This window comes from Microvenator marinus (assembly GCF_007993755.1).
Taxonomy (GTDB): Bacteria; Myxococcota_A; Bradymonadia; order Bradymonadales; family Bradymonadaceae; genus Allomicrovenator; species Allomicrovenator marinus.
Map to the genome: position 1 here is coordinate 5,050,741 of NZ_CP042467.1, position 26,683 is coordinate 5,077,423.

Below are 26,683 nucleotides of genomic sequence, written 5' to 3' on the forward strand. Positions count from 1 at the left end.
CGGGGCTAAGATGTGTTCAACTCGATTTACCTGTTGAAAAATGAAGAATGGAGTCTGCCCGTGAAGACTTGGTTAGCGAGAGTATTCTTACTAAGCGCGATTTTCGCCTTGGGTTGTGGTGGTGACGGTCCGGCAATTCAAACCGGACCCGATGACAACAACGAAAACAACGAAAACAACACGAATAACGGTGGTCTCAAAGCTGTCGGCGAGTCGTGTTCGCAAGGCTCTGAGTGTGAGTCTCTGGCATGTACGCTAGGCACTTGTGCTGCTGCGACCTGCTTGGACGGCGTCAAGAATGGTGCCGAAACCGATGTGGATTGCGGCGCTCCAGGATGTTCTCGCTGTCTCGTTGGGAAAGCCTGTACGTCCAATGAACAGTGTGTATCGCAGATTTGTGGCGGCGGGCTTTGTTTGGACTCCAACTGCGGCGACGGGCTTTTGAACGGTCTTGAGACGGACGTGGACTGCGGTGGACTCTGTGGCCCCTGCGATGATGGAAAGGCGTGCGACCTCGCGAGCGAATGTGTCAGCGGCGTGTGTGCCGAGGAAATTTGTCAGGTCCCCACATGTGATGACCGACGCCAAAATGGCAATGAAACCGGCGCAGACTGCGGCGGAAGCTGTCCAGGGTGTGCCGATGGTGGCACCTGTTCGGAAGGTTCTGACTGCGAAAGTGGCGTCTGTACCGCTGGTGTGTGCTCAGTTCCAACGTGTTCCGATACAGTGAAGAACGGCCAGGAAACCGGCGTGGATTGTGGCGGACCGACCTGCCCAACGTGTCCTGATAACGAAGGTTGTGAGAACGGACGTGATTGCCAAAACCTCGTGTGTTCGGCGTCGATCTGCGTGGGCGCGAGCTGTGAAGACGATAAGAAGAACGGAAACGAAACCGACGTGGATTGCGGCGGTGATTGTAATGGATGCTCACCTGGTAGTGATTGCAGCACGGGTGATGATTGCGCCCATTTCATCTGCAATGCTGAAGGAACCTGCGCGGTGCCGACCTGCTCCGACGGAGTTAGAAACGGCGTCGAACTAAACGTCGACTGCGGTGGCGGCTGCGTGGGCTGTCCAGATGGCAATATCTGTAACGTCAATGGCGACTGTTTGAGTAACGTATGTAATGCCGGCATCTGCCAAGAGTCCGAGTGTTCGGACGGTACCCAGAACGGTATCGAGACGGATGTGGATTGTGGAAACGACTGTACGCCTTGTGCGGTTGGGAAATTCTGTGTTGCGGGAACAGACTGTATCTCCAAGGTCTGCGGAAATAACGGCCGTTGCACCGCACCTCGTTGTGATGATGGCGTCCAGAACGGAACCGAGTCCGACGTAGATTGTGGCGGTAGTTGTAATGACCGCTGCGTGCCTGGAGATTCGTGTACGGACGGAAGCGATTGCGAAAGCGGTGTGTGTAACAATGGAACCTGTGCAGCTTCAACGTGTACCGACGGCGTTCAAAATCAAGATGAGACAGATTTGGATTGTGGCGGCGTGACCTGTCCAAAATGTGACCTCTTCGAGTCCTGTGAACGAGGCACTGATTGCGCTTCGAATATCTGCAGTGGCGGTGCCGCAGGCCCGATTTGTACGGTGTGTTCTGAGAACCAAAGACAGACCATCCAGCAAGGTTGTGGGTTCCAAAACCGCGGTCGTGTGGAGCAGACATGTCAGCTTGGACAGTGGGTTTCCACGGGTTGTGTGGATGTCTGGTTCGGCTCCTGTAAAGAGATCCTGACCGCCGATCCTAGTTCACAAGACGGCACGTACGAGCTCGACCCGGACGGCCCGGCCATGGAATACGAGGCCTTTGATGTGTTCTGCGACATGACTACAGATGGTGGTGGATGGACCGATATCACGCCTTGTATCGCGCGAAACGAACTCAAGGCTGAGTTGGTTAACCTCGTGGCGCCAACAGATTCTGGCTTTGAGAACTGTGCACCAGTGACCATGGACGAAGGCGGTGGGCATGCAGTCCATTGGACCTTCGACTTCCCAGCTGGATATCGTGAGTTCTACTTCCAAGATTATGAAATCAAGGCCAATGCTCGGGAAATGCCGCTCGAGACGAGCGACCTTGGCTGGGTGATCAACTCATGGACAAACGCCAACGCCTACTTTGGGAACAACACCGGCGATGTGGCCTTTGGAAGCCCGGCTAAATCAGGTCCTACCACGTCATATAGCGCGTTCTCGTCGGCCTCTGGTCAGACCTGCAATAGTTGTGTGATCGGTTGGCCAGGCCAGTCCCAGATCAACAGCGTGGGCGGCGATTCCTTTAAATTCCGTATTATGTGGAGCGAAGTCGGACCTCAATGGGAAGGCTGGTATCCGTGGTGGAGCGGTACGATTCGCTTGCGTTAACGCGCGTATCCTTTTAGTAAAACCTAGAGGAATTTCTCAGAGAGTCAGGTGGTTGCACCGGCTCTCTTTTTTTTCAAGGAGGTGTGGATGGCTACTGTGACTATCCCGGAAGAAAATCGAACGCTTGAGAATCCCGAAGAAATTTCGGAGTTTCTCTCTCAATTTGGGATTTGGTATCGGCGATTTGAAGGGTCGGATGATCTCTCGGACGAGGCGACGAACGAGGAGATCCTTGAGGCCTACTCAGAGCCGATCAACAAGCTAAAGGCCGAGGGCGGCTACGTCACCGCAGACGTCATCAACATCATGCCAACCACGCCAAATCTAGACATGATGCTGGCAAAGTTCGATAAAGAGCACTGGCACGACGAAGATGAAGTGCGTTTCATCGTCAAGGGAAGCGGGCTCTTTCATATCCATCCTGACAAGGGCCCAGTCTTCAGGATCGAAGTGGTCAAAGGAGATATGATCAACGTGCCTCGTGGCACCCACCACTGGTTTCATCTCTGCACCGAGCGTACGATTCGTGCCATTCGACTTTTTCAAGATATGTCGGGATGGACACCTCATTACACGGAGTCTGGAACGGACCAATCTTTCCAACCACTGTGTTTTGGACCGAATTACATCCCTTGAGTTGACACAATAGGGTTGCATATGTAGGTTGTCGCGCTCTCTGGGCAAGGGTGTCCAAAGAAGTGAGGATAGTGTGCAGCTCTTTATCGACGAATTTTCCGGGGACAAAAACCGGAGCAAACATCTCGAACTCGAGATGAGTCGTGAGGAGTTGGCGGTCCTGCTTGAAGATATTGCGGATTTCGCACCCGCGGACAAACTGACCGCCAGTGTGGATGTAGAGAGGGTAGAGACCACGTTTCGCCTTCATATCTCGTGTTCCGTAGATATGGAGTTTGAGTGTGGCAGGTGCGTTCGCCGTCAAGTTTTGCCGGTGTATGCCGAGGGCGATTGGGTCATGATGTTGCGCCGAGACTTCGACTCCAAGTATGGAGGCGAGGAGGTCGAACTTCTCGAAGAAGACCTCGACGTGACGTTCTACGAGGGTGAGGTCATCGATCTCAATCCCGTGATTCGGGAAGCGATCATTCTTGAGTTGCCGACGTTTGCGCGGTGCGAAGAGGGTGATACCGAATGTGACCTTGCGTTTGAGGCGTTTATTGGAGAAAAGGGCGTTGCTCAGCAAGAGGAGGGGAAGATCGACCTCCGTTGGGCAGCACTTAAAGATTTGAAAGTCAGTAAGAATTAGGAATAGCGCCGGTTTTAGGCGAGGAGAATGTCATGGCAGTTCCAAAGAAAAGAAAATCGAAGTCGAAGACACGTACACGTCGTTCGCACAACATGCGCTTGACGATGCCTGGTTTCCAAGAATGCCCAAGCTGTGGCGCGATGAAGCAATCGCACCGTGCATGCGGTTCATGTGGAACCTACAAGAACGAACAAGTTCTTGAGGTCATCGAGTACTGAGCGTACTCATGTCCACGCGTCAGCGAGTTATACAAATCGTCGCAGATGTCATCGAGGCGCCCGAATCCGAGGTGCGCCCCGATTCGCATTTCTTGAACGACCTGGGAATGACCAGTCTTGAGATCGTCAATTTGATTTGGCGAGTTGAGAGTGAGTTTTCTCTGGGCGAGACGCCTGAGTCTGTGCTCGAAGGTCTGGCGACGGTGGCGCAGCTCGTTGAATTTGTGGATTCCTTGCGCAACGAAGAGTCTGAGGTGATCGAGAGCGCGAATGGCGCCGTGATCCTAGCCTCAGACCATGCGGGCATCGGCCTAAAAGCGCATTTGATCGAGTGGTTGAGGGCGCGGGGCTGGGATGCAATAGATCTCGGCCCATCGGACTCCACCGCGGTGGATTATCCAAGCTTCGCTGGGAATCTCGCCCGCAAGGTGTCCCGTGGTGATTTTCACGCGGGAGTTTTGATTTGCGGTTCTGGAATCGGGATGTCGATCGCCGCGAATAAGGTGCCCGGAATACGCGCTGCTCTAGTCAATGAGCCGCTTTCAGCTTCAATGTCACGCAAGCACAACAACGCAAATGTGCTCTGCCTCGGCGCACGGATGGTCGGTCCTGACCTCGCTGCGGCGTGCCTCCAAGGATTTTTGGAGACCGAGTTCGAACCCGGCGATGACGGTCGTCATCAAAGGCGGGTGAATATGATTTCCGATCTAGAGCACGGATAGAATGCCATGCGGTGTCCTTTTTGCGGTCATATGGAGGACAAGGTCGTCGATTCCAGGCCGTCTAAAGATGGTGCGGCAATTCGGCGTCGTCGCGAGTGTTTAGAGTGCCAGCGGCGCTTCACCTCGTACGAGCATATCGAGGAAGTCTTCCCTCAGATTATTAAACGAGACGGGACTCTTGAAGATTACGATCGGGGCAAAGTCCTCCAAGGCGTCAAGATCGCGTGCAAGAAGCTGCCGATCTCAAGGGTTCAGATCGAAGCGTTGATCGAAGCCGTAGAAGAAAGGCTCCTGCACCAGAATCAGCGTGAGGTTTCTAGCGAATGGCTGGGCTCGGAAGTCTCAGCACAGCTCCGTCTTCTCGACCCGGTGGCCTATATTCGATTCGCATCCGTCTACCGCGCATTCGGGGATATTCAACAATTCCTGAAGGAATTGCGTGAGCTCGAACCTGAGGCTCGCCCCAGGCCCGTAAACCTTGTGGCTTTGAGCTTCGAGGAGAGCGAGAACGAATCTGATGATTCGGACGGGGTCATCAATGAGCAATGATGAAGCGTGGATGCGGAGGGCGATTGAACTTGCCCGCAAAGGCGCAGGTCGAACCCGTCCAAACCCTCATGTCGGCTGCGTGGTGGTTCGTGATGGTGCGGTGATCGCCGAAGGGTGGCATCGGAAGGCCGGTGATGTTCACGCTGAGGTCGATGCGCTTCGGAAGACTGACGATGCTCAAGGGGCTACGGCCTACGTCAACCTCGAGCCGTGTTCTCATCATGGTAGGACTCCACCCTGTGTTGATGCGCTCGTAAATGCTCGCGTCTCCCGTGTTGTGGTTGCCATGATCGACCCCGATCCGCGGGTGAGTGGACGTGGGATTGAGCACCTAAGAGCCCATGGGATCGAAGTTGAGGTTGGGGTTCTCGAAGAGGAGGCTCGGTACCTCAATCGTGGCTATTTGAAGCTACAACGCACTCAAACCCCCTGGGTCTTGGCCAAATGGGCGATGACCCTCGATGGCAGAATCTCTAGTACCACCGGCCATTCTGCTTGGGTGACTGGAGAAGAGTCGCGGGGACTAGTCCATGAACTTCGTGATGAGCTCGATGCCATCTTGGTCGGGGCCGGAACGGTGCGTCTCGATGACCCGCAGTTAACATGTCGTCGGGAAGGTGGCAGAAACCCAACCCGCGTCATACTCGACTCGTTACTTAGTCTGGAGCCGACGCGGCGCGTATTTGACTCCAATGCCGACGTGCTTGTCTACGCGTCTGTGAACGCACCGGAGCAGGCGGAACACCTTCTTAAGGCGCGCGGCGTCAAGGTTGTGAGGGTTCCACGTCTTGCCGGTGGTTTGGATCTTCAGGCTATACTTCAGGACCTGGGTAAGCGTGGCATCATGAGCATGCTCGTCGAGGGAGGCGGTGCGGTCCACGGAAGTTTTTTTGACGCCAAGTTGGTGGACGAGGTCTTTGCATTTGTTTCGCCCAAGATCATTGGCGGAGAGCTAGCTCCAGGGCCTGTTGGAGGCCTCGGGATTCCGCGCATGGATCAGAGTTTGAAGCTCTCCAAGGTGCAATCACGAACCCTTGGGGAGGATTTCCTCATCCAAGGCTTGCCCGTCTATGAGGAGCGCTAATGTTCACAGGATTGATTACGGATATTGGGGTCATACGAGACGTTAAAGGGAGTCGCACAAAGACTCTTCGAATCGAGACATCGTACGATACCAAAGACATCGAGCTCGGCGAGTCGATCGCGGTGGACGGTGTGTGTTTGACCGTGACGGAGATCCAGGACCGTTCGTTCAGTGTAGACGCGGGCTGGGAGACTCTTGAGAAAACGGCGATAGGCAGGCGAGGACCCGGCTCCAAGGTGCACCTTGAGCGCGCATTGGCGCTCGGTGACAGGCTTGGCGGCCATTGGGTTAGTGGCCACGTAGACGGCGTGGGTCGCGTGACCAGGCGGCAAGACTTGGACAAGTCCGTGCTCCTGGAGTTCAGCGCCCCGTCTCATGTTGCCGAGCTTTTGGTGGAGAAGGGAAGTATTGCCATCGATGGCGTGAGTTTGACCGTAAACACCGTGGACGGCGATAAGTTCACGGTTGCGATCATTCCGTATACACAGGGAAAGACACATCTCCTTGATTTGAAGGTCTCCGATGAGGTCAACCTCGAGTCCGACATTTTGGGGAAGTACGTCCGGAAGTTATTGGGCCGCAGCGCCCGGATCGACGAAGAGTTTTTGAAGGCCAATGGTTTTTCTGTGGAGTGAGCGATGGATGACGCGATCAAGAGAGTAGAGGCAGGGCTTAAAGCGATTGCCGACGGAAAGTTCGTGATCTTGGTGGACGATGAAGATCGAGAGAACGAAGGTGATCTTGTGATCGCGGCCGAGAAGATCACGCCAGAGGCCATCAATTTTATGGCCGTGGAGGCCCGTGGCCTGATCTGTTTGGCGATGAGCGGCGAACTCCTCGATAAGCTAAAAATTCCGATGATGGTGAGCTCGAATCAGAGCCCGTATCAGACGGCCTTTGCCGTGAGTATCGAGGCAAAAACGGGCGTGACCACCGGGATTTCAGCGGCAGACCGTTCACGCACGATTCAAGTCGCGGTGGATGATGATTCGGGACCTGAGGATTTGGTGATGCCCGGTCATATCTTCCCTTTGCGTGCACGTGAAGGTGGGGTGCTCGTCCGAACTGGTCAGACCGAAGGCAGTGTGGACCTCGCGAAGCTCGCCGGACTCAAGTCTGCTGCGGTGATCTGTGAGATCATGAATCCAGATGGAACCATGTCCCGGATGGCGGACCTTGAGGTCTTTGCCGAGAAGCACGACTTGATGATTCTATCGGTGGCAGATCTGATCGCCTATCGGCTCCAGAAGCAAAGCCTTGTCCGGTGTATCTTGGAAGAGAAACTTGAGACCGAATGGCCAGGGGATTGGAATGTGAAGGTCTACAAGACCGTGGTCGACGATCACGAGCATTTTGTGCTGACCTGTGGAGATCTTACAGGTGACGAGCCCACACTAGTTAGGGTGCAGCATCGCGTCGATTCTTTCGAAGTCTTTACGCAGCGTCGCTCGGAGACCTTTGCGAATCTTCAAGGTGCAATGAAGAAGATTTCGGAGGTCGGCAAGGGGCTTATCATCTACCTCGATAGACCTGCCAGCGGCGCAAAAGCTGTGTTGAGAAAGCATCAAGGAACCTCTCAAGATGAGGTCGATGTGAATCGACCCCAAGAGGTTTTGCGAGATCTTGGAATCGGCGCACAAATCCTCGTGGACTGTGGCGTGCACAAGATTCGCGTGTTAACGAATCGCCCGCGTAAAATCTTAGGCACCGAAGCCTACGGTTTGGAGATCGTGGACCACGTTCCAATCGACTGAAAGAATTTAGGAGTTAGTGATGACAATCGACGGTGTAAAGGTTGTAGAAGGCCTCTTTCAGGCTCAGGGTAAGCGCTTTGGAATCGTAGCGAGCCGCTGGAATGGGTTCTTCGCAGACCGTTTGGTCGAAGGAGCCATCGATGCTTTGGTCCGCCACGGTGCTTCGCGCGACGACATTTCCGTAGTGAAGTGCCCGGGGAGCTTCGAGGTGCCAATGGTGACCAAGAAACTCGCGGAGACTAAGAAGTTTGACGCGATCATTTCGCTTGGTGTCCTCATTCGTGGCGCGACCCCGCATTTCGACCATATCAGCGCCGAGGCCACTAAGGGCATTGCGTCGGTGAGCATGGATTCTGGAATTCCGGTGGCCTTTGGCGTCCTGACCTGTGATTCGCTCGAGCAAGCTATCGAGAGAAGCGGCTCCAAGGCAGGAAATAAGGGCGTTGAAGCGGCTATGGCAGCGATTGAGATGGTGAGCCTCTACGACGCGATCGAGGGGCTATGAGAAATCGAGACGATCAGGCGCCTTATCGCAAGGCTGCGCTCTTGGTGTTGGCTTCACTCGATATCTCCCCTCAGGAGACTTCGGAGGCTTTGAGACTTGAGCGCGGGACGTTGCGAGAAGAGTTCGGTCCAGATTTGGACGCGAATTGGCACCTCGTAGAAGAGCGAGTTGAGGGTGTCTTCAGCCAAATGGCGAAGCTCAACGAAGAGATTCAAGCGGTCAGCCCGCGTTGGAAGATGGCCAGGATGGCTCCTGTGGATCGGAGTATTCTTAGGCTTGGGTTCTGGGATATTTTGCACGGTGGGTACAACGCTTGGGCCGTCATCAACGATTGTGTGGAGCTCGCCAAAGATTACGGTGAGAAAGGAACCCCTGCCTTTGTAAACGGACTTCTGGACCAGATGTGCAAAAATCACGGTATCTCTATCCTTTAATCCTGGTCAGTGCCCTCGCGCTGGGTTGCCGAGACTCTGGAGAGTCGGCGTCCGGTCCGGAGCAGTACTTGAGCGCCGGCAAACGAGTTGTTCTGAACTCGGCGGAAGGGCAACCGCTCTTCAAGATTCGGCGTAAATCACGCTACGACAAAGTCTACGATGATGATCTCAGGGGCGTTGGACGGGTCTGGGTCGAAGATGCCACCGTGCACGTCGAACCTTTAGACGGGGAGCCAACTTCCAGCGGGTGGAGCGAGGAGAACTGGAGTCTCGGTGAGCGCGTGCGCGTTGAGCCCATGGAGGACGCGTGGCTCGTTTGGGGAGCGAAGAACAAACTCATCGGTTATCTGACCCACGTCGGAGATGTCTGGGAATTCCGCCGAGAATGGGGCGAGGCTCCAGAATGGGTGGCGTCCAAAGAGGGGAGTGGAGCCGTGGTTAAAACGGAAGATAAAGTCGTCGCACGTTCCACGCGAATGACGCCGCTGGAGGCGATTTGCGCGCTTCTTCCTGAACTCGGGCCGCTAGAGCGCGCTGCGCTCTCGAAGGCCTTAGAGCTGGTCTAGAAGCTCTTTACGGCGCTTTCTGTCGAACACACCTAAAGAGAGGGCTTCAGCTGCGACACGGCGCATATGTTCGGCTTCCTCTCGGATCTCCTTGCTCTCTCGGTCATTCTCCATGCGTTCTTCCATCCAGAGATGTAGGCGTGTGGAGAGCAGAGCAACTTGTTCCTCGAGTGCCTGAGCCCGTTTTTCTGCTGATTCGTTGCGATTGTTCGCCTGGTCTCGTTGCCAGATGGCGAACTCACAGAGTTGGTAGAGTTCGTGGAGGGTTCGGTCCACCTCAAGCCAACGCTCGAGGGGCATGGTGACCGCAGTCTCTTTGACTTTGGGGGCGCGTCGGATGCCCTGGGATGGCTCGCCAAATTTCTGAACTTGTGAGTCTTCGGTTTGTTCGGCGTGTTCTGCGAATTCAACGAACTCGGCTTCGATAATCGTGGACATGTCTCCTCCATGAAACTTTTGCGCAACTTCCTTGTGCGCGTTGAAACGATCTCCAACGAGTCTGAACGATTTGTGCCGATCGTCAAAAAAATGAAAAAATCTATGTGCTTAGTTCTGGGAGCCTTGACGTAGGTCTCGGAATTCTCTAGTGAAGCGGGCACAATAACTTAGAGACAGGGACGGCGTGGGACATGGCCGTGATCCGTCGATCTTCAGGGAGATGTGATGAGAGAAGAATTAAAGTCAGTTTTAGAAGGAATTACGTCTGCTCGGCAGCTCGAGGCAGAGTTCTTAAATACATTGTCGTTGCTTGAGTTTACGGGAGCGCGCAAGATCTCAAAGACCGTGGCTGAGCACCATCCGAGCCTCGAAGTATTGGACCACCTCGCCGACGAAACTCGCCACGCTGCCGCGCTCAAGCGCCTCGCGGTCGAGGTCGGTGGTGGCGAGCCTGGCTACATCGCTCGTGAGGCTGCTGCGAAGTACTTCTATAAGCTCGATCGTGAATTGGCCGCTTGGGTGGAGGACTTGGTTGGGCAGCCCGACATGGTGCTCACCTACCGTTTGGTCACGACGATGATCGAGCGTCGTGCGATGGTGCTCTATCCGCTCTATCGCAAGGCGAGCGCGACTTCGAGCGTTCGAGACGAGTTGCGGGCGATTATCATTGAAGAACAAGGTCATCGTGTGGCGATTGAGGAGGCGTGTGTCGCCATGCTCGAGCCCTACGGCGTGACGAGCCTTGCGGCCCCAGAAGCTGTTGAGTCGGCGTTCTTCAGTGCGTTCTTAAGAGAGCTTGCTGCCGAAGTCGAGGACAGGTTGGTCTTCGAGAAATCGGCTTAGTGCCGTTCCCTACTCGAAGTCCGACGCATTGAGTTCGTCGGAGCCTTCTCGGCCTTGAGCTGCCTGAATCCTATCCAAGACAAGGAAGGTGTGGGCGTAAGGGTTCTTTTCATCAGCCGCAACGTGGGTGGATTCAACAACTTTCCATTCCGACGGGACGATGGCTGGAAACCGCGTGTCACCTTCTGGTTTTGCGTGCACAACCGTGAGGTAGAACCGGTCCGCTCGGGGCAGGAAATGTTGATAGAGTCCGCTGCCGCCTAGAATCATGAGTTCTTGGTCTTCGCTCGGGTCGGCAAGCTCGATAGCGTCCTCGGGGGATGAGGCCGATTCAATGCCTTCAACACCTCTTGAGGAGACCACGATGATTCGCCGCGAGGGCAGTGGAAATCCTAAGGACTCCCAGGTCAGTCTTCCCATCAAACACGTTTTCCCAATGGTCTTGGCTTTGAACCATTTGAGGTCTGAAGGAAGCCTCCATGGGAGGTCGCCATCCTTTCCAATGACGTAGTTTTCGGCGACCGCTGCGATGAGGCTAATCTTCATGTTCAGACCGCGATTGGAGCTTTGATGGATGGGTGCGATTGATAGCCCAAGATTTGAATGTCTTCGAATCGGAAGTCATTGATGTCTTTGACCTCGGGGTTGAGCTCAAGTTTAGGCAAAGGGTAGGGCTCTCTGCTCAGTTGAAGCTGAACCTGTTCCATATGATTGAGATAGATATGAGCGTCGCCAAATGTGTGCACAAACTCCCCGACTTCTAGACCCACAACTTGAGCCACCATATGCGTTAGAAGTGCGTACGATGCGATGTTGAACGGCACACCCAGAAAGATATCGGCGCTTCGCTGATAGAGCTGGCACGAGAGCTTGGAATTCGCGACGTAGAATTGGAAGAGCGCGTGGCAAGGCGGCAGCGCCATGTCGTCCACCAGCGCCGGGTTCCACGCGCTTACGATATGCCTTCGTGAGTCTGGGTTATGCTTGAGTGAGTGGATGACTTTCTCGATCTGGTCGATGGTTTGGCCGTCGGGTGTGGGCCAGCTTCGCCATTGGACACCGTAGACGGGACCTAAGTCTCCGTTTTCGTCGGCCCACTCGTCCCAAATTGAGACTCCGTTTTCTTGAAGGTATCGGATGTTTTGGTCGCCCCTTAAGAACCAGAGGAGTTCGTGGATGATCGACCGAAAATGCAGCTTCTTTGTGGTCACGGCCGGAAAGCCTTTCGAGAGGTCAAATCTCATTTGGTAGCCGAAAACACTGCGTGTGCCTGTTCCCGTTCGGTCTTGCTTTTCAACCCCGTATTCCAATACATGTTCGAGCAGTCGATGATAGTTTTCCATGAGTACTCCTGTGATCAAGGTGTGTCTTAACAGGATTTTGGTGGGGCTTGCACTGCTTTTTGCATCGGAAGGCGCGGCCGAAGAACCGGAATACCAGGTTCAGACCGAGGAAACGCGGGCCCGTGAAGAATCGTGGCGTGCCGGGACCAAGGTGGGACGTGAGGAGTTCGAAGAAAGACTACCTAGATCGGCTCCAGACGCGTTGCGCTACGAACCGGGCGTATTTGTGCAAGAGACGGCGCACTCGCAGGCTTCTGTTTTTGTGCGAGGCCGAACTGGCCAACAAACCGTCATCCTTTTTGATGACGTGAAGATGAACAATAGCGTGTGGCGACAGGGACCTAACCAGTATTTCTTTACGGTTGATGCCCTGACTCTCAAGAGCGTGGAAGTCTTGAGAGGGTCAGCCTCGACCCGGTACGGATCGGACGCAATCGGGGGTGTGATTCACGCGCGACCTATGGAGCCCGAGTTTTCCGAAGACGGGGACCTTCTTTTGCGTCCGCGTGGCGTGTTTCGGTGGCGAAGCTCAGATCGCGAACGAGGTGGACGCGCTGAAGTTGGCGCTTCAAAGGGGGATTGGGGCGTCTTGGCCGGAATTGGCTACCGTAAGGTGGACGAGCTAGAGGCCTCGGGGCCCGTTTTTAGCCCGTTGGACGGAACGCTCCCAGAAGTGCCGAGGTTCAGGCCAGATGGTCGCACGCAACGCGGGACGGGCTTCGATGAGTTGACCGCAGACGTGGCTCTTGTATGGACACCTAACACCTCCACCAAGTTGAAGCTCGCCTGGTACGACTACCGGCAGTTTGACGCTCCCCGAACCGATGCGTGTCCACCTGCTTACGCGCCTTTCAACGAGTGTTTTAGGTACGAAGAACAGTTTCGAGATGTTCTCTATTTGAAGTGGGATACTTCGTTATCCAGGGCGGCGGAGGACCTTGTCGCAACCGCCTCCTATCAAAGGCAGCACGAGCGAAAGGCTCAGGAACGACCATTTGCGCTGGCGAACGAGATTGGACGCGATGACGTGGATACTTTCGGGGCGAATCTACGGGCAAATACGGATTGGTTCAGCGTCGCCGGACTGTGGGATTTGAGGCTGCGATATGGGGTCGATGGTGCGTACGACCGTGTTTCGAGCGCGTCGTGGTTGGTGTTTTCAACGGTGGACCTGGTTCGAGAGCGTTCCCGTGGGCTCTACATCGATGGGTCCACCTATGCGTCTGGTGGCGTTTGGGCAGAACAGGAGTCACGACTTTTTGACGCGCTCATTTTGCGAGCCGGCGGTCGACTCTCGCATTTCAGCGTTCAAAGTCCTGGTGATGAGGAGTCTGGAACGCAGGCATTGGAACAGTCATGGACCCCGACGAGTTTGAATGCGGGCTTGGAGTGGTGGATTAACCCGTGGCTTACGGCTCTCGTTAACGTCGAGCAGGGGTTTCGTGCTCCAAACTTGGACGACCTCACGTCGAGGCAACAAACCGGCCCTGGTTTTCAGTTCGAAAATCCTGGGTTGGAGCCGGAACGTTCGCTGACCACGGAGTTGGGAGTTATCGCAAATTTGCGCGGATTTCGGCTCGACCTCTGGGCCTATCGAATGGGCATGGAGAATGCGATGGGGCGCGCGCCGAGAAACACCGAAGAATGTCCTCCCGAGACCCCTTCGTGCGGTAGTTCGTGGTCACGGTTTCAGTTGGTGAATCTGGAGGGCGAGAGTGAGATTCTAGGAGTGGAGGGTGGCTTTAAGGCTGAGCTACCCTACAAGTTGGAGGTCAAGGCGACCATGAGTTGGGCCCGCGGTGAGGGACCTTCCACTGAAGAGGGAAGCAGTGCCCGTGTTCCTCTCTCGAGAATCCCGCCGCTCAATGGCAACGCGGAGCTCGCCTGGAGATTTGTGCCGGGCGCCTACGTGAGCGCTGGCACGCGATGGGCCTCCAAACAAGATAGGCTGGCTCTGCAAGACCAGAGCGACGAGCGAATTCCTCGCGGTGGCACGCCAGGGTTCGCGGTAGTGGATTTGCGCGCCGGATACCGACTTGAGCGAACGCTCGTCTCAGCGTCATTTGAAAATGTCTTAGATGTGCCATACAGATATCATGGTTCGAGCGTCAACGGGGCCGGGCGCGGAGTTTCGGTCTACTTCCAAAGTGGATTCTAAAAGGGAGAATGTATGTTTCTTAGAAAGTGTGCACTGAGCCTAGCGGCCCTAGTGGTCTTCGGGTGCGGTGAAGATGACCCCGTCCCTACAAATACCAATAATGGGTCGGAAACAAATAACTCGGCTTCGAATAATTCGAATAACGGCTCAACGAACAACCAGAGTATGGGTGAGTCGAACAATGCGACCAACACTAACGGCGAGACGAATTCCAACAACGAGTCGTGTCCTGAGCCCGAGAATTATTACAGGCCTGACGAGCAAGATAGTTGGGCCGAATGCATTTCGGATGCTGGAGACTACGTTCAGTTCGAGGCGTCGATCTCTACGGCTGCTCGTGTAGCTGCATTTGAGGCGATCGGTGACTTGCTCTGGAGAAACGAGGCCCCAAACGTTGAGGACTTTGCCAGCGCATATGAGGAATACTCAGTTGCAGAAGGGCTATTGTCGCGCGTTTCACGACGCGAAGATGAGCACTATCCACCCGTTACCAACGACGCGGGAGATACACTGAGTTGTCGAGATGAGGGTGTTCCTGCGATGGATCCGGAGAGATGTGTCGGGCCAGCCGTGATGGTGCCGATGCTCAACGATGCCTTCGAAGCTGGGCTTGAGGGCACCGACCCTTTGATTCAGGCGAAGAAGATCGAAGCGACCTTGCTCTGGTTCCTCTACATCTCGACGTTTAAGGAAGCGGTGACTTGCGGAAATGTGCTCAAAGACTGTGATTCGTCCTATGCCTACTACACGGGCGGTTTCCAACGTGACGGCGGCATTGGACTCGCTGCGTATTTCAAGCGTATTCTTCCCGAAGCGCATGACGAAGTCTTCAATTCGATTCTCGGCGTGCGTTGTTGGAGAGATATCGATTCGGCGATCCCACCGGAGGATTCTCAGCTGCAAGTGCTCTCATTGACCAACTTGGACAGTGCGCTTCTTTGGGGATTTGCCGCACTTGTGCTTGAGCGCATCGAGACCTGGGAAAACGCGGAAGGCGAATTGAAGGTCGCCGAGTGGGAAGCCCTCAAGATTCTTGGGCCAGTGCTTGCCAGGGAGGCCGAACTGAGAAGAGTTGGCGCCGGTGATCTCATCGTCACGGAATTCGCTAAGAGTGCCGAGGAGTTCGACGCGCAAGAGGCTAGAACTCTGATTTCTGAGCTATTTCAGTGTCTGAATTGACCCGTTCGAGGTCTTGGACCGTATCGATTTCTCGCCAGCCCCCGTCGATAAACACAGCGCCAACGTCTGCACCATCGGCGATGAGTTCCAAGATGAGATCCGTGAGGTAGGCCTTCCGGAAGAGCTTGGCCGCTTGGAATGGTTGGTCGTCCTCGTATTGAGCACGCACGCGCTCCCACGTTGTGCGCGCTATTTCCGCACCCTTCGCGTTGAACTTGGCCAGGCCAATGAACTCGCCAGCAGCGCCTTCGGGGCCTACTTGCTTTCCAACGCGCAAGACCTTTTCTCCTTCACAAATTGCAAGCTCGGCTTGCTCCACTGGATGGTCGTCGCGACCTTCGTAGGCCAGAGCCCACTGGCGGTCGATGACGAGGGAAATATCGTGAGTACTCGCGGCTAATTTTGCAACTACTTCGGGCGTGTAAACGATGTCCGAATACGTAGTGATAACGTCGCCTTCCAAGCTTTCTTTGGCGTACATTAGTGAGAAAAGTATGTTGTTTTCTCTATACTTTTCGTTGAGGAAATATTTAACTTTTTCTCCCGCCTCTTCAGGGAGGATGAGCTTGTCAGCGAGGTAGCCACGAATCACATGAAACTCACTGATTCCGTTGGACCTAAGCGCATGGAGTTGGTGATCGAGAATGCTCATCGAATTCACTTCGACCATACATTTGGGCTTTTCGTTGGTGTGGTGTTCGAGGCGACTTCCCATTCCAGCGGCGATAATGATTGCTTTCATATGTGCTCCACGTTCAAGGCTCTTTAGCTAAGCGTTGATTGATCTACCACTCACGCGGAAGAAATAAACTTGTCATTTCCTCTATGCGGTATAAGTTGAGCGAAACTTACCTACGGAGGGTATTTATGAAGAAGTCGATTTTTGTAGCAGTTCTCACACTTCTCGCTTTTGATGCCTCGGCACAAGAGTCTATGTCGAGCCCAGCAGCTTCGGGCGGAAACTCACTTGGAGCGGGGCAATGGTCGCTCTCGATGTCCATTCCTGCAGGAGGAAATCCTTACGCAGCTGGCGCGTTCGGTCTTTGGTACGGGCTTGGTCCCGAGATGAATCTCGGTATCAACGTCGGCCTTGGAATCGATACGGCGCCTGAGGAGGATGTTTTCAACCTTCTTTTGGCACCTGCGCTCAAGTACTACTTTGCTCCAGGTTCTGAGATTACGCCGTTTTTCATCGGTCAACTCAACCTCGGCGTAACAACCGTAGGAGATGACGCGATCGATTTCGGCTTGCTCGCCGGATTCGGTGCTGAGTGGTTCGTCACGCCAATCTTTTCGGTCGCGGGTTATACCGGAATTGGCATCGATATTTTGCGTCCAAACGAGACCGATCCATTCCGCCTCGGAACGTTTACATCCGGGTTTTCTGCACAGCTTTACTTCTAGTTGGTGTGGATGAGCCAAGATTGGTACAATTCACAGAGAAACAAACTAGGAGAAGCTATGAGAAGGTGGATAGGACTCATTGTGGTATCGCTCCTCGCCGCGTGCGGTGGGGATGATGATGCCGTTCAAACCACTCCTTTTTTGCTGGTCGAAGATTCGAGCGGCGAGGCTGAGTTGGCCTTTGGGCACACAGAAGAAGGACTCGGGTGGGTCGACGCAACCAAGCGTCCAGACGCATTCCTCGGAGATCTAGACGGCTTCGATGGTCGTCGTGGTGGCGGTGATGTCTCATTCGAGACGAGCACAGGCGGGACTGTGTTCTTCAACACGGGGTTCTTTAGCGGAAGTGCTACGGCCAATACGCCTGCCACAGTGGACTTTAATACGTCCACGGGTGGGAATGTAAACTTCGATTCGTCCCTCGGAGACGGCTTGATCAGCTGCAATTTGTATAGCCTTTGCGATTTCGCGAATGTGCTCTGCAATCAGTACAACGAATGCGACGAGTTTGAAGTAGGCCTGTGTTATTCGGCTATCTACAACAGCGCCTACCTCGTAGAATACGAAGACGCGTTGTGCCAAGTTGTGGACCTGGCAAATTGCTTCTTAAGTGGCGGACCAACCGCCGCTTGTGGTCGTGGATTTGACCCTGAGCCACAAGGACCGCCCGATAATTTCGGCCCCGATTTCGAATTCTAGAGGATCCATGAAGTTAAAAAGTTTTGGTGCGGTCGAGGGTGTGACGGGTTCCTGTCATATGCTCGAAGTTGGGGACAAGCGCGTCCTTCTTGATTGCGGAATGTTTCAGGGAAGTCGTGACGACGACGAGGAGAACCGTGGACTCGGATTCGATCCGAAAACGCTAGATGCGGTGATCGTGTCGCACGCCCACCTCGACCATATCGGTCGCCTGCCGATCTTGTTCAAGCAAGGTTTTCGAGGCCCAATCTATTCGACTCGAGCGACGTATGATTTGGCCAAGATCTCATTGCTTGACTCCGCGCGCCTTCAAGAGTTTGAGGTGGCGAGGGCGAATCGTAAGCGCCCGAAAGGAACGCCTCCCAAACAGCCAATCTATGACGATCAAGACGTTCTAGATCTCCTCGATCTTTGGGACCGGTGGGTGAAGTACGAAGAACCCGTCGATATCTTCAAAGGGGTCAAAGCCAAGTTTAGCGAGGCCGGCCACATCCTCGGTTCAGCGTTTTTGACCATGGACCTCGAAGAGAACGACAAAGCCTGTAAATTCATCTTCTCGGGCGACCTTGGGAATGTGGGTAAGCCTATCATTCACGACCCATCGACACCTGGACCCGCGGACGTGGTGTTGATGGAAAGCACCTATGGTGATCGCAATCACCGGCCGTTTACGGAGTCGATCGATGAGCTCTTAGGTGCAATCGAAGAGACGTTTAAGCGTGGCGGAAATGTGGTCATCCCGACATTCGCGCTCGAGAGGGCCCAGGAGCTGCTCTACGTGCTCTACGAAGCGTGGAGAGACGGGAAGCTCGCCGAAGATGCTACGATTTATCTGGATAGCCCCATGGCGATTTCAGCGACTCGTGTCTTTGAGAGATACCCTGACCTCTACGATTCCGAGGCGATGGACCTGCACAACCAAGGCGAAACGCCCTTTGATTTTCCTGCCTTGCGCTACACGCGGGAGACGCGAGACTCGATGTCCATCAACGAACACCGTAGCAAGGCCATCATCCTCGCTGGTTCCGGTATGGCAAACGGTGGGCGAGTAATTCACCATCTGCGCCACAATCTCTACAGAGAGGAATGTTCGGTGATCTTCTGTGGATTCCAGGCGCGTGGAACGCTCGGGCGAAAGATTGTCGACGGTGCCGATTTCGTTCATATCCACGGCCATACCGTTCCCATCGCAGCTCAGGTTTACACCATTAACGGCTTCTCAGCGCATGCTGGCCAAGAGGAAATGACTCAATGGGCCAATGCGACTGACGCCAAGAAGATTCTCCTCGTGCACGGGGAAGAAGACGTGAAGGAGCGGTTTCGGCATTATCTGTTGAGGAAAGTTGCGACAAATAATGTGGATATCATGCCTGCCCACAAGGCCATCGACCTCACTGAGTGGGCTCGAAGCATCTCGCGTTAGGGGCCGAACGGGCTCGTGTCTAGCGAGCCGTCTACCCCTGAACATTCCAGGCGCTTGGTTTCATCATTCGCCAACTCCAAGTGCAGCGTCTCTTCGCGCCTCGCGGACAACACAAACGCAAGCGTGGCTGTCAGCGAGCAGAGCGAGATGATCAGCATCGCTGCGGTCGCGAACGACCCACCAAGGGTCATTGCAGCAGCAAAGGTTAGCACGGTTGTTAGTGCGCTTAGGGTCCCAAGATGTAGACGCCGTCTAACGCCTCGGCGGATCATATCCGGATCGGAGGACATCGGTACGTAGTGGCCGGACCTGGGCGAGTCCCGACGATGCACGCGTCTTGGCCGACGGTGAATTGAGGAGTTTCGAAATCGTCGTCGGTTGATCGCCATCACAAGACCCTAGAAGGTTTAACTCATTGATTCAAACCTTCGCAGGATTCGAATTATTCTCGGGGACCTAAAACCGACCCATCCAACCCATGCCGGCACCGGACTCCGTGGGGTAGAGAGAGAGCGAACCTATTGGCTCTTCCTCAGAGTCCCAACTAGACGTCAGAAGGTAAGCGAGGGACATACCGGTCGGGATTCCGATCGCCATCCTAAAATAAGCCCATCGTTCGCTGAAATCGTCCATTCCGAACATCAGGGGCACCCCAGCCGCGAGCATCCCGCCGAGCACCGCACCCACGTCCAACGCAAAGGTCTGCATGCGGCTCAGACCCGAATGTGGTGCCCAGAGTAAGCCAGAAACGAGACCGATATCACCCACGATAAGGGCGGAGATGAAGAGTTGGTCGTAGTCAGAATCGATCAGGCTTGCGTGAATAAGCGTTCCCGTAATCCCTGACCAAATCCCCAGGGTGTTTCCGACTGCGACATGGTCTTCGGTGAGGTCGAGTGCTCGATAAGCTCCGAACCCACCGAGGGTTCCAGCGATTTGAGCTCCCATGAAAAGAGCCGCGCTCGCACGGTCATCGAGCGTGGAGCCTGTGCCGCCGTAGAGTGCCAGTGCCTGCCAGCCGCCCCAGAGCGTTCCAGAGTTTACTGACGAGCTGAGCCCGGGGTCGACTTGCGTGTCCGTAAGGCCAATCATCAACCCCAACCCCACAGCAGCTCCTGCAACCATGCTGGTCGGAAAGGCATCTGAATCCGTCGAACACCCCATTACAACGCAGAGTTCCGCGCCGAGGAAAAGGCCATGTACAGCTTGTCCTATGACGAGTTCGTAGCGTGCTCGTTCGTTGCGAGTGGGTTCAGGGACTCCGAAGATATTCGTTTCTCTTGGTGGCTCGGCGGTGCGCTCCAGCACCTGTGTCTCGGCTTCGCCATCCGTTTCGGCGGTCGAAGTTGGAGTCTCGGCATCTTTGATTTCGGCTATATCTAGAAGCCTTCTGGATTCTTCAGCGGCTTTGGTGCCGGGGTACCTTCTCTCTACTTCCTTGAGTCGAGCCAGTGCGCGGACCTTTTCACCCGCAACGTAGAGTTCAAAGGCTTCGTTGTAGAGGGCATCGGCAGCCGCAATCTCTTCAGTGGAGTATGTTTGCTCCTCTGAATGGCCAATTTGGGGATAAGAGACCCCACAAAGAAATATGCACAACGCAAAAATAGCGCTTCTCATGGTCAACTCCATTGAAATGGGTTCGTTGTGCCCGTAGAGAAGTGCGAGTTGCGTGCCAGACTATTCCGAAAGGCCGATTTCGCCTCGCATCCATGCGTCCTTGAGGCCGTGATGGCTCCAGTAGTCGAGCATGACCGATTTCTTCAGAACTCCAACGGTCGTCATGGGTTGGGCGGCTCCGAGAGGGGAATAGGTCTCTTCGAACCGAGTGATGCGAAACGGATGTGTCGGCTCTATGAAGAGCTTAACTTCGCGGTCCAAGGTGCCATACTTCAAGGTGTAGACGAGTTGGCTCTTGGAGGACTTAAGGCTTGCGCTGACTGGATATGCCGCCACGGGCTTATGTAGCATCCTGAGGTAGTGCATCCCCGGTAAGAGCTCAAAAGAGCCGGTCGGTAGTTTCCGCGGGTCAATGCGTGCGCGAGACCAGAGGGCATCTTCCATCTCAACCGCGGGAAGCTGCTTGTCTTGGTCTCCCTCGGCCTGAAAGTACGAATGGAGCCTTGAGCGCAATCCGTCGGAATTGCGATTGATCTGAGCGTAGACGACCCCACACCACTCGGTAGACGTGAAAGCAAGTTTGAGAGACGGCTCGTCAAGGTCCACAGGTACAAATGCCGACGTGTGAATATGGTAGGGATACACACCCGTCCAGAACTTTCGATGATGGTGGGTCTTTAGAATCGAGGTCTTGTTTTTTCCGTCACCGAACTCGTACTTGACCTGTTTGTCTCTCAGGAAGTCCTCGGTCACGAAGATGACGACAGATTCGCCGGGATGAATCTCCCCGTACCGGACTTGCTGGAGCTCATAGCGGTTGAGCTCCGCAAGTCCCCGATACCAGTAGGAGCCGAAGTCTGGACTTCGCTCCAAAATCTGATCGGAAGTGAAAATCTTCTGCGCATGTGCTTGAAGTGGCACGAGGAGAAGTGTGAGTAGAATGAGAATGGTCGCGTTTTTCATATATTTGGGATTCATCCCAAACGAAAAAGTCGCAACTTTGGACGCTACCTCGAGAAATCGCTATTCGACGATTTCGACAACGAGACCGGAACCACCACCCAGGCGAACGTCACACGACGTGTAGTCACCACCGGAAACAGCGGTGGAATCTGTGCAAAGTAGAATCTCGAAAGTGTCTGCGGGTGTGCCGCCACAGTTTGCGCCATACTCTAGAGCATAGACTTCTGTTCCAGACTCGACCGCGACCGGTACACCGTCACTAACGAATTGGCCGACCATGAAGCCGCCGCATCCCATTGAAGCAACGTAGGTGCTCTCGAAACTATCCGGGCAAGAGAGTCCGAATTCACTGATGCTCCCGTCGAAGATTTGAAACGCGTCGGAGTAGTCGTTTCCATTGGGTGCGTTACCTTCTTGAAAGTCAAAGGCCTCGAACAAGGCTATGACACTGCCCTCCAGATCGTTGAGTGAGATGGCTATCATATCGCTTCCAGGGTCCGAGAACTCGCACGACTCACCCGTGGTGGTGTCGCGAATCACAATGTAGTCGTAGCCTTCGGTGGATGGCACGTTATTTTCGACACATACACTTCCCGGCGCTTGCGAATCGCGCGGAACACAGATCTGGGATGCTGGGCAATCTACTGATGTGGTGCAGGAGATTACACACTGCTCGGACTCGCAAACTTGTCCGGCATCGCAATCGGGATCTACGAGGCAGAGTCCCGAATTGTTCGAATCTGGATTGTTCGGGTCTGGATTGTTTGGATCCGGATTGTTCAAGTTTCCGAAAGGATTGTTTGTAGGAGGTGGATTAGAGCCGCCCTTCTTGATGTCTTCTCCGCATGAAATGAGAAAGATTGAAACTAGTGCAAGGTATTTAAGCATGATCCCCTCTCGTTGGGTCAAAGTTGAATGGCAAAGCTAGGTCGGCGCGGGCTCGGAGTCAAGTTGTTGTACAAGCGGGCTCTGTCCGCTTGGGATGAACGGCGGCGTGCTATAGCCACACAGTTACTTGTGGCTACCGACTTTTCTCTGACACGAACTGAAAAGATTTGGGAGTTAAGTCGACCTTCCCCGACCCATCTGACGAGGACAGAGCCCTCGTCCACTTAGTGAAAGGTGGTCAGCGAGTAGAGGATGAAATACGGCAGGATGATCGCGCCCAAGCCACGCATGAAGCCGGTGTCATACCTTGCCTGTACGGCGGTAAACTCGGAATGGAAGACCCAGACGACAGCCAGGAGATGGCCGACAGGATAGTCAAAAATGGGTGGGATCAGCAAAAATGCGAAACCCGCCATGGAGTATCCAGCGATATACGCCACGTCTCGGAATCGAATAGCCGAACGCGCAAGAACCAGGAGGCCTCCCCACAACACAAGCGTATGGATGGCCAAAACTAGAGCCGCCCGAATAGGGGACGAAAAGACGTTGATATGCCTCACTAAATCTGGGCTGACGCTCAATTCTTTGGCAACCTCTAAAGTCATTTCGTCGTAACGACTCAGAAAGAGGTCGCTCCAGATCGCCCCCATAAAGAGGCCCACCGTCAGCACCAGATATCCAAATGCAAGCGCTGGCATCGGGCGCCCAAAGGGCCTGAAGCTAAAGAACCTGCGAGGGCTACTCAATTCTTCGACGATTGTGTAGGCGAGCCCGTGAAGGCCAGAGAAGACCCCAGTGGCCCCCTCCCATTTGGTCTTCGGGCGTAGATTGTCTGCCACAGGGCAGCCACGACATACCGCGTAGCCGTTGAGCGCCACAGTATGACAATGGATGCAGATATCCTGTCCGCACAACGAGCAAACCGCAATGGCCGGAAGTTCCTTGTGGTTGTAGCAAACGCTCATTTCTTTCGGGCTTTCTGAGCTGCTTTACGCTTTCGCTTCTTGTCTGAGCGCGACGCCGAGCGCGACTTGGTCGCCTTCGAGCTAGTTGACATTTTTCCGCCTGGCGGGGTGTATCCTGGAGGAAGGTTCATGCCGCCAAACCCAGGGAGCCCACCGCCCATGCCTTGTCCTCCTTGAGCGCCACCCATGAGGTCGCCAAGGAGTGAGCCGATGTCCATATTCTTCATCTGGCGCATGGAATTCAGACCGCGGAATCCAGGGATTTTGTTGAGGAAACCACCGCCGAAATTGCTGAACTGCTGCATCATGGCGCGCATCATGTTGAATTGCTGCAGGACCTGCTCAACCTTTTTCAAGTCTTGAGCAGAACCCTTCGCGATACGTTTCACGCGACTCGGCTGGCGAGTCAAAAGGTCTGGATTTGTGCGCTCTTTCGGAGTCATAGACTGAATGATAGCGCGAATTCGGACGAGTTCGTGGTCGTCGAGCGAAACGTCCTTGGGAATGCTACCGCCGAGGAATGGCATCATCTCGGCGAGCTCTTGCATGGACCCTAGTTTCGACATCTGTTGGAGCTGGTTGTAGAAGTCATTGAAGTCGAATTCCCCAGAGAGCATGCGCATGGCGTCTTTCTCGGCATTCGCTGCTTCTTCCTCAGAAAGGGTCTTCTCGAACTTCTGCATGAGGCCCATGACGTCGCCGAACCCGAGAATACGGTTCGCGAAGCCTTCTGGCCTGAAAGGCTCAAGCGCCTCGACCTTCTCTCCAACACCGATGAATTTGATCGGTTTGCCGGTGACTTCCTTGATGGAGAGGGCGGCCCCGCCGCGCGCGTCACCATCGAGCTTCGTCATAATGAAGCCGTCGATCTCAAGGCGTTGATTGAACTCATGCGCCGTGTTTACGGCGTCCTGTCCGATCATCGCGTCGACCACCAAGAAGATATTCTCGGGCTTGGTCGTCTCGACGATCTTTTCGAGCTCAGTCATGAGCACGTCGTCGATGGCCAGTCGGCCAGCGGTGTCAAAAATGACGACGTCGCACTCTTGTTCTTTGGCGATCTTGAGCGCGTCGTTACACACTTGAACAGGATCACCGCCCTCGACAGCGTGTACAGGCACGCCGAGCTGCTGGCCCAGCACCCTGAGTTGCTCGATGGCCGCTGGGCGATAGACGTCAGCACCCACCAAAAGAGGCTTCTTCTTGTGCTGGTCGATGCAGAGTTTCGCGAGCTTAGCGGTCGTGGTGGTTTTACCCGAGCCTTGGAGGCCGACCATCATGATTTTTGTGGGGCCAATTCTCGGGTTTTGGAACGTGATATTCGTGTCCACGGGCCCCATCAGGCCTTCGAGTTCATCGTGGCAAATCTTGATGAAGTGGTCTCCGGGCGTGACTTCACTATCACCAGCCTTGACCCGAACGACCTCGCCGAGGGCCTTTTCCTTCACACGTTCGATGAAGTTCTTGGTGATTCGGAAGTTTACGTCGGCCTCAAGCATACTCATCCGTATGTCTTTAAGCGCGTCCTCGACGTTCTCTTCCGTGATCTCTCGTTTGCCTTCGAATCGATTTCGTACGTCACGAAATCCTTTGGATACTACATCAAACATGCCCATGGTCTTTTCTTCCGCTCTAATGGTTCTTGGGGGAGCAAATGCGCACACCCCGGGTGCAAAAATCAAAGTTTGGGTGGAAGTTTCGCGCCGATTGGGAGGGATCGACGCGCCCGTCAGGTCGTGGCGAAGCTAAGAGCAGAACTGGAACGTGTCAAGGAACGAATTGGTTTGACATGGCTAAAAAAACGAAATATTCCTATTTAGACTGGTCGGTCTAACCGAGTGGTCGGACCGTGCAGTTCAAGTAGTAAAAAAGAGAGATTGTAGTGCCTCCAAGACCTAGATTCGAAAAGTTAGAAGAAGAGAAGAAGCGTTCAATCCTCGAGATCGCCGCAGAAGAGTTTGCCCAGAGCGGCTTTTCGGGTGCGTCGTTCAATCGAATCATTGAGCGCGCGGGGATCTCAAAAGGTGCCGCCTACTACTATTTCGACGATAAGTCCGATCTCTTCGACACTGTGATCTCAATGGGAATTGACCAATTTGACTGGTTTCTAAGGGACACCGACAAAGTTGAAGAAGCCGAGGAATTCTGGACCGTTACCGAAGAGCATTTCCATCGTGGCATTGGCCTCCTTAGAGAGCATGCGTGGATGGGAAAGTTCCTCAAGGTTCTGATTGCAGTGGTCCAGGGTGACGATGATTCCAAAATGGCCAGGGCAGCCCGGGAAATGGCGCACTGGAAGACGTCGAACTTCCTGAAACAAGGGCAAGCAAAAGGCGCCGTCCGCACGGACTTGCCCGATGAGCTTCTCTCGCAATGTCTATTTTCGATCAGTATCACCGTGGATCAGTGGTTCTTGGAGAGGGGAGCCGAACTCAGTGACGAGGACGTCACGTATTGGGCAAGTCTTTTAACCGATATGATGAGGCGCCTATTGGAGCCTCATAAGGGAGGGCAATGATGCAAATGGGAATATTCAGACTTTTGATCTTCATGGCGGCGCTTCTTCCGTGGTCGCTTTCCGCAGAGGAGCCAACAAAGCCGCTGCCAACACTAGAAGAGGTCACGAAGAAGCTTGACGATCTTTATCGCTCGGAGAGCTCGAAGAGCACCGTAGTTATGGAGATCGTGAACAATCGAGGCAAGCGAACGCTGACGATGGACCAGTGGACGCGTGGAGAAGACAACGCACTGATCATCATTCGAAAGCCCGCACGCGAGGCCGGTACAGCTACACTTAAGACCGACGAGGGGTTGTGGAATTATGCGCCAAGAGCCGATCGATTGATTCGCGTGCCAAGTGGACTTCTATCTGACTCTTGGATGGGGTCTCACTTTACGAACGACGACCTCGTGCGCGAGTCGAGCTATGACGACGATTTCGTGGGCGAGTTGAGCCGGGTCGAGGAAGGCGGTCGCAAAGTCCTCAAGGTGAAACTAACTCCAAAGAAGGGCACTCCAGTCGAGTTTGAGAGACTCGAGTATTTCCTCGATGAAGAAGCGTGGGTGCCGATTCGTGCGGACTTCTACGATAAGGGAAAGATCTATCGAAAAATGGAGTTTCGTGACGTACGCGATGTGGACGGAAAGAAGGTTCCCTTTGTCATGGAGCTCAGCGTCATGGACAAGCCGGGAGAAAGAACCACGATTTCCTACACTGAGCTGCGCTTGAACATTGAAGTGCCCGAGTCGACGTTTACTCAACAGGGTCTTAGACGAGCTGCGAAGCAACGATGATAC

Annotated in this window: 30 protein-coding genes and 1 pseudogene; 21 read left to right on the plus strand and 10 right to left on the minus strand. The window is 54.4% G+C overall.

Going from position 1 to position 26,683, the window contains the following annotated elements; genetic code table 11:
* Positions 1 to 60 precede the first annotated feature (60 nt).
* From FRD01_RS20710 to FRD01_RS20765, 13 genes and pseudogenes are all read left to right on the plus strand, one after another.
* Positions 61 to 2,370 carry a fibrinogen-like YCDxxxxGGGW domain-containing protein gene (locus FRD01_RS20710; protein WP_146962845.1) on the plus strand — a complete coding sequence of 770 codons (2,310 nt, stop codon included), beginning with the start codon at positions 61 to 63 and terminating at the stop codon, positions 2,368 to 2,370.
* Between the two features lie 87 nt (positions 2,371 to 2,457).
* Positions 2,458 to 3,006, plus strand: a complete 549-nt coding sequence (locus tag FRD01_RS20715) for a 1,2-dihydroxy-3-keto-5-methylthiopentene dioxygenase (RefSeq protein WP_146962846.1) — start codon at positions 2,458 to 2,460, stop codon at positions 3,004 to 3,006.
* Positions 3,007 to 3,079: 73 nt separating this feature from the next.
* Positions 3,080 to 3,634: a YceD family protein gene (locus tag FRD01_RS20720; RefSeq protein ID WP_146962847.1), complete on the plus strand. Its 555-nt coding sequence runs from the start codon at positions 3,080 to 3,082 to the stop codon at positions 3,632 to 3,634.
* 32 nt (positions 3,635 to 3,666) lie between these two features.
* Positions 3,667 to 3,852, plus strand: coding sequence for a 50S ribosomal protein L32 (gene rpmF / locus FRD01_RS20725; RefSeq protein ID WP_146962848.1), 186 nt, complete (start codon positions 3,667 to 3,669; stop codon positions 3,850 to 3,852).
* A gap of 8 nt (positions 3,853 to 3,860) precedes the next feature.
* Positions 3,861 to 4,067, plus strand: a pseudogene (locus FRD01_RS24930) (acyl carrier protein); the annotation flags it as partial.
* A gap of 42 nt (positions 4,068 to 4,109) precedes the next feature.
* Positions 4,110 to 4,574 carry a ribose 5-phosphate isomerase B gene (gene rpiB, locus FRD01_RS24935; RefSeq protein WP_430700864.1) on the plus strand — a complete coding sequence of 155 codons (465 nt, stop codon included), beginning with the start codon at positions 4,110 to 4,112 and terminating at the stop codon, positions 4,572 to 4,574.
* Positions 4,575 to 4,580: 6 nt separating this feature from the next.
* Entirely contained in the window at positions 4,581 to 5,123 is a 543-nt protein-coding gene (gene nrdR / locus FRD01_RS20735; protein ID WP_146962850.1) for a transcriptional regulator NrdR, read from the plus strand.
* Positions 5,113 to 6,207 carry a bifunctional diaminohydroxyphosphoribosylaminopyrimidine deaminase/5-amino-6-(5-phosphoribosylamino)uracil reductase RibD gene (ribD, locus tag FRD01_RS20740; RefSeq protein ID WP_249755791.1) on the plus strand — a complete coding sequence of 365 codons (1,095 nt, stop codon included), beginning with the start codon at positions 5,113 to 5,115 and terminating at the stop codon, positions 6,205 to 6,207. The genes nrdR and ribD overlap by 11 nt, the downstream gene beginning before the upstream one ends.
* The gene (locus FRD01_RS20745; protein WP_146962852.1) at positions 6,207 to 6,842 is read left to right on the plus strand and encodes a riboflavin synthase; all 636 of its coding nucleotides are present in this window, start codon (positions 6,207 to 6,209) and stop codon (positions 6,840 to 6,842) included. The genes ribD and FRD01_RS20745 overlap by 1 nt, the downstream gene beginning before the upstream one ends.
* Before the next feature lie 3 nt (positions 6,843 to 6,845).
* Complete coding sequence (gene ribB, locus FRD01_RS20750; protein WP_146962853.1) at positions 6,846 to 7,961, plus strand: 3,4-dihydroxy-2-butanone-4-phosphate synthase; 1,116 nt, start codon at positions 6,846 to 6,848, stop codon at positions 7,959 to 7,961.
* 19 nt (positions 7,962 to 7,980) lie between these two features.
* A complete protein-coding gene (ribH, locus tag FRD01_RS20755; RefSeq protein ID WP_146962854.1) occupies positions 7,981 to 8,466 on the plus strand; it encodes a 6,7-dimethyl-8-ribityllumazine synthase in 486 nt (161 codons plus the stop codon).
* The gene (locus FRD01_RS20760; RefSeq protein WP_146962855.1) at positions 8,463 to 8,900 is read left to right on the plus strand and encodes a transcription antitermination protein NusB; all 438 of its coding nucleotides are present in this window, start codon (positions 8,463 to 8,465) and stop codon (positions 8,898 to 8,900) included. The genes ribH and FRD01_RS20760 overlap by 4 nt, the downstream gene beginning before the upstream one ends.
* The gene (locus FRD01_RS20765) at positions 8,870 to 9,466 is read left to right on the plus strand and encodes a hypothetical protein (protein ID WP_146962856.1); all 597 of its coding nucleotides are present in this window, start codon (positions 8,870 to 8,872) and stop codon (positions 9,464 to 9,466) included. Before FRD01_RS20760 ends, FRD01_RS20765 begins: the two co-directional genes overlap by 31 nt.
* On the opposite strand, the gene FRD01_RS20770 is transcribed toward FRD01_RS20765, so the two are convergent.
* The gene (locus FRD01_RS20770) at positions 9,452 to 9,904 is read right to left on the minus strand and encodes a hypothetical protein (protein WP_146962857.1); all 453 of its coding nucleotides are present in this window, start codon (positions 9,902 to 9,904) and stop codon (positions 9,452 to 9,454) included. The genes FRD01_RS20765 and FRD01_RS20770 overlap by 15 nt on opposite strands.
* A 225-nt stretch (positions 9,905 to 10,129) precedes the next feature.
* On the opposite strand from FRD01_RS20770, the gene FRD01_RS20775 reads away from it, so the two are divergent.
* The gene (locus FRD01_RS20775; RefSeq protein ID WP_146962858.1) at positions 10,130 to 10,747 is read left to right on the plus strand and encodes a hypothetical protein; all 618 of its coding nucleotides are present in this window, start codon (positions 10,130 to 10,132) and stop codon (positions 10,745 to 10,747) included.
* Positions 10,748 to 10,756: 9 nt separating this feature from the next.
* Here the strand turns inward: FRD01_RS20775 and FRD01_RS20780 are convergent, their stop codons facing one another.
* Together FRD01_RS20780 and FRD01_RS20785 are read right to left on the minus strand one after the other, a co-directional pair.
* Positions 10,757 to 11,293 carry a dihydrofolate reductase gene (locus FRD01_RS20780; protein ID WP_146962859.1) on the minus strand — a complete coding sequence of 179 codons (537 nt, stop codon included), beginning with the start codon at positions 11,291 to 11,293 and terminating at the stop codon, positions 10,757 to 10,759.
* Positions 11,294 to 11,295: 2 nt separating this feature from the next.
* The gene (locus tag FRD01_RS20785; protein ID WP_146962860.1) at positions 11,296 to 12,090 is read right to left on the minus strand and encodes a thymidylate synthase; all 795 of its coding nucleotides are present in this window, start codon (positions 12,088 to 12,090) and stop codon (positions 11,296 to 11,298) included.
* Between FRD01_RS20785 and FRD01_RS20790 the strand changes: the two genes are divergently transcribed.
* Both FRD01_RS20790 and FRD01_RS20795 read left to right on the plus strand, forming a co-directional pair.
* Positions 12,089 to 14,248, plus strand: a complete 2,160-nt coding sequence (locus tag FRD01_RS20790; RefSeq protein WP_146962861.1) for a TonB-dependent receptor plug domain-containing protein — start codon at positions 12,089 to 12,091, stop codon at positions 14,246 to 14,248. The two genes, FRD01_RS20785 and FRD01_RS20790, sit on opposite strands and share 2 nt — an antisense overlap.
* A 12-nt stretch (positions 14,249 to 14,260) precedes the next feature.
* Entirely contained in the window at positions 14,261 to 15,427 is a 1,167-nt protein-coding gene (locus FRD01_RS20795; protein WP_146962862.1) for a hypothetical protein, read from the plus strand.
* On the opposite strand, the gene FRD01_RS20800 is transcribed toward FRD01_RS20795, so the two are convergent.
* Positions 15,387 to 16,169 (minus strand): phosphocholine cytidylyltransferase family protein, encoded by a 783-nt coding sequence (locus tag FRD01_RS20800; RefSeq protein ID WP_146962863.1) that lies wholly within the window; start codon positions 16,167 to 16,169, stop codon positions 15,387 to 15,389. The two genes, FRD01_RS20795 and FRD01_RS20800, sit on opposite strands and share 41 nt — an antisense overlap.
* 125 nt (positions 16,170 to 16,294) lie before the next feature.
* On the opposite strand from FRD01_RS20800, the gene FRD01_RS20805 reads away from it, so the two are divergent.
* From FRD01_RS20805 to FRD01_RS20815, 3 genes are read left to right on the plus strand one after another with little or no spacing between them, the layout of a single operon-like run.
* Positions 16,295 to 16,831, plus strand: a complete 537-nt coding sequence (locus FRD01_RS20805) for a hypothetical protein (RefSeq protein WP_146962864.1) — start codon at positions 16,295 to 16,297, stop codon at positions 16,829 to 16,831.
* Between the two features lie 57 nt (positions 16,832 to 16,888).
* A complete protein-coding gene (locus FRD01_RS20810; RefSeq protein WP_146962865.1) occupies positions 16,889 to 17,530 on the plus strand; it encodes a hypothetical protein in 642 nt (213 codons plus the stop codon).
* 7 nt (positions 17,531 to 17,537) lie between these two features.
* Positions 17,538 to 18,953: an MBL fold metallo-hydrolase RNA specificity domain-containing protein gene (locus FRD01_RS20815; RefSeq protein WP_146962866.1), complete on the plus strand. Its 1,416-nt coding sequence runs from the start codon at positions 17,538 to 17,540 to the stop codon at positions 18,951 to 18,953.
* Here the strand turns inward: FRD01_RS20815 and FRD01_RS20820 are convergent.
* The 6 genes from FRD01_RS20820 to ffh form a co-directional block, all read right to left on the minus strand.
* On the minus strand, positions 18,950 to 19,342 hold the full coding sequence (locus tag FRD01_RS20820; protein WP_146962867.1) for a hypothetical protein: 393 nt from the start codon (positions 19,340 to 19,342) through the stop codon (positions 18,950 to 18,952). The two genes, FRD01_RS20815 and FRD01_RS20820, sit on opposite strands and share 4 nt — an antisense overlap.
* A 67-nt stretch (positions 19,343 to 19,409) precedes the next feature.
* The gene (locus FRD01_RS20825; RefSeq protein ID WP_146962868.1) at positions 19,410 to 20,570 is read right to left on the minus strand and encodes an outer membrane protein assembly factor BamD; all 1,161 of its coding nucleotides are present in this window, start codon (positions 20,568 to 20,570) and stop codon (positions 19,410 to 19,412) included.
* Positions 20,571 to 20,630: 60 nt separating this feature from the next.
* A complete protein-coding gene (locus FRD01_RS20830; protein WP_146962869.1) occupies positions 20,631 to 21,533 on the minus strand; it encodes a septum formation inhibitor Maf in 903 nt (300 codons plus the stop codon).
* A 60-nt stretch (positions 21,534 to 21,593) separates the two neighbouring features.
* Complete coding sequence (locus tag FRD01_RS20835) at positions 21,594 to 22,421, minus strand: hypothetical protein (protein WP_146962870.1); 828 nt, start codon at positions 22,419 to 22,421, stop codon at positions 21,594 to 21,596.
* A gap of 224 nt (positions 22,422 to 22,645) precedes the next feature.
* Entirely contained in the window at positions 22,646 to 23,386 is a 741-nt protein-coding gene (locus tag FRD01_RS20840) for a hypothetical protein (protein ID WP_146962871.1), read from the minus strand.
* Positions 23,383 to 24,996: a signal recognition particle protein gene (gene ffh, locus FRD01_RS20845; RefSeq protein ID WP_146962872.1), complete on the minus strand. Its 1,614-nt coding sequence runs from the start codon at positions 24,994 to 24,996 to the stop codon at positions 23,383 to 23,385. The genes FRD01_RS20840 and ffh overlap by 4 nt, the downstream gene beginning before the upstream one ends.
* 272 nt (positions 24,997 to 25,268) lie before the next feature.
* On the opposite strand from ffh, the gene FRD01_RS20850 reads away from it, so the two are divergent.
* Together FRD01_RS20850 and FRD01_RS20855 are read left to right on the plus strand one after the other, a co-directional pair.
* Complete coding sequence (locus tag FRD01_RS20850; RefSeq protein WP_249755792.1) at positions 25,269 to 25,904, plus strand: TetR/AcrR family transcriptional regulator; 636 nt, start codon at positions 25,269 to 25,271, stop codon at positions 25,902 to 25,904.
* A complete protein-coding gene (locus FRD01_RS20855) occupies positions 25,904 to 26,680 on the plus strand; it encodes an outer membrane lipoprotein-sorting protein (protein ID WP_249755793.1) in 777 nt (258 codons plus the stop codon). Before FRD01_RS20850 ends, FRD01_RS20855 begins: the two co-directional genes overlap by 1 nt.
* Positions 26,681 to 26,683: the final 3 nt, after the last annotated feature.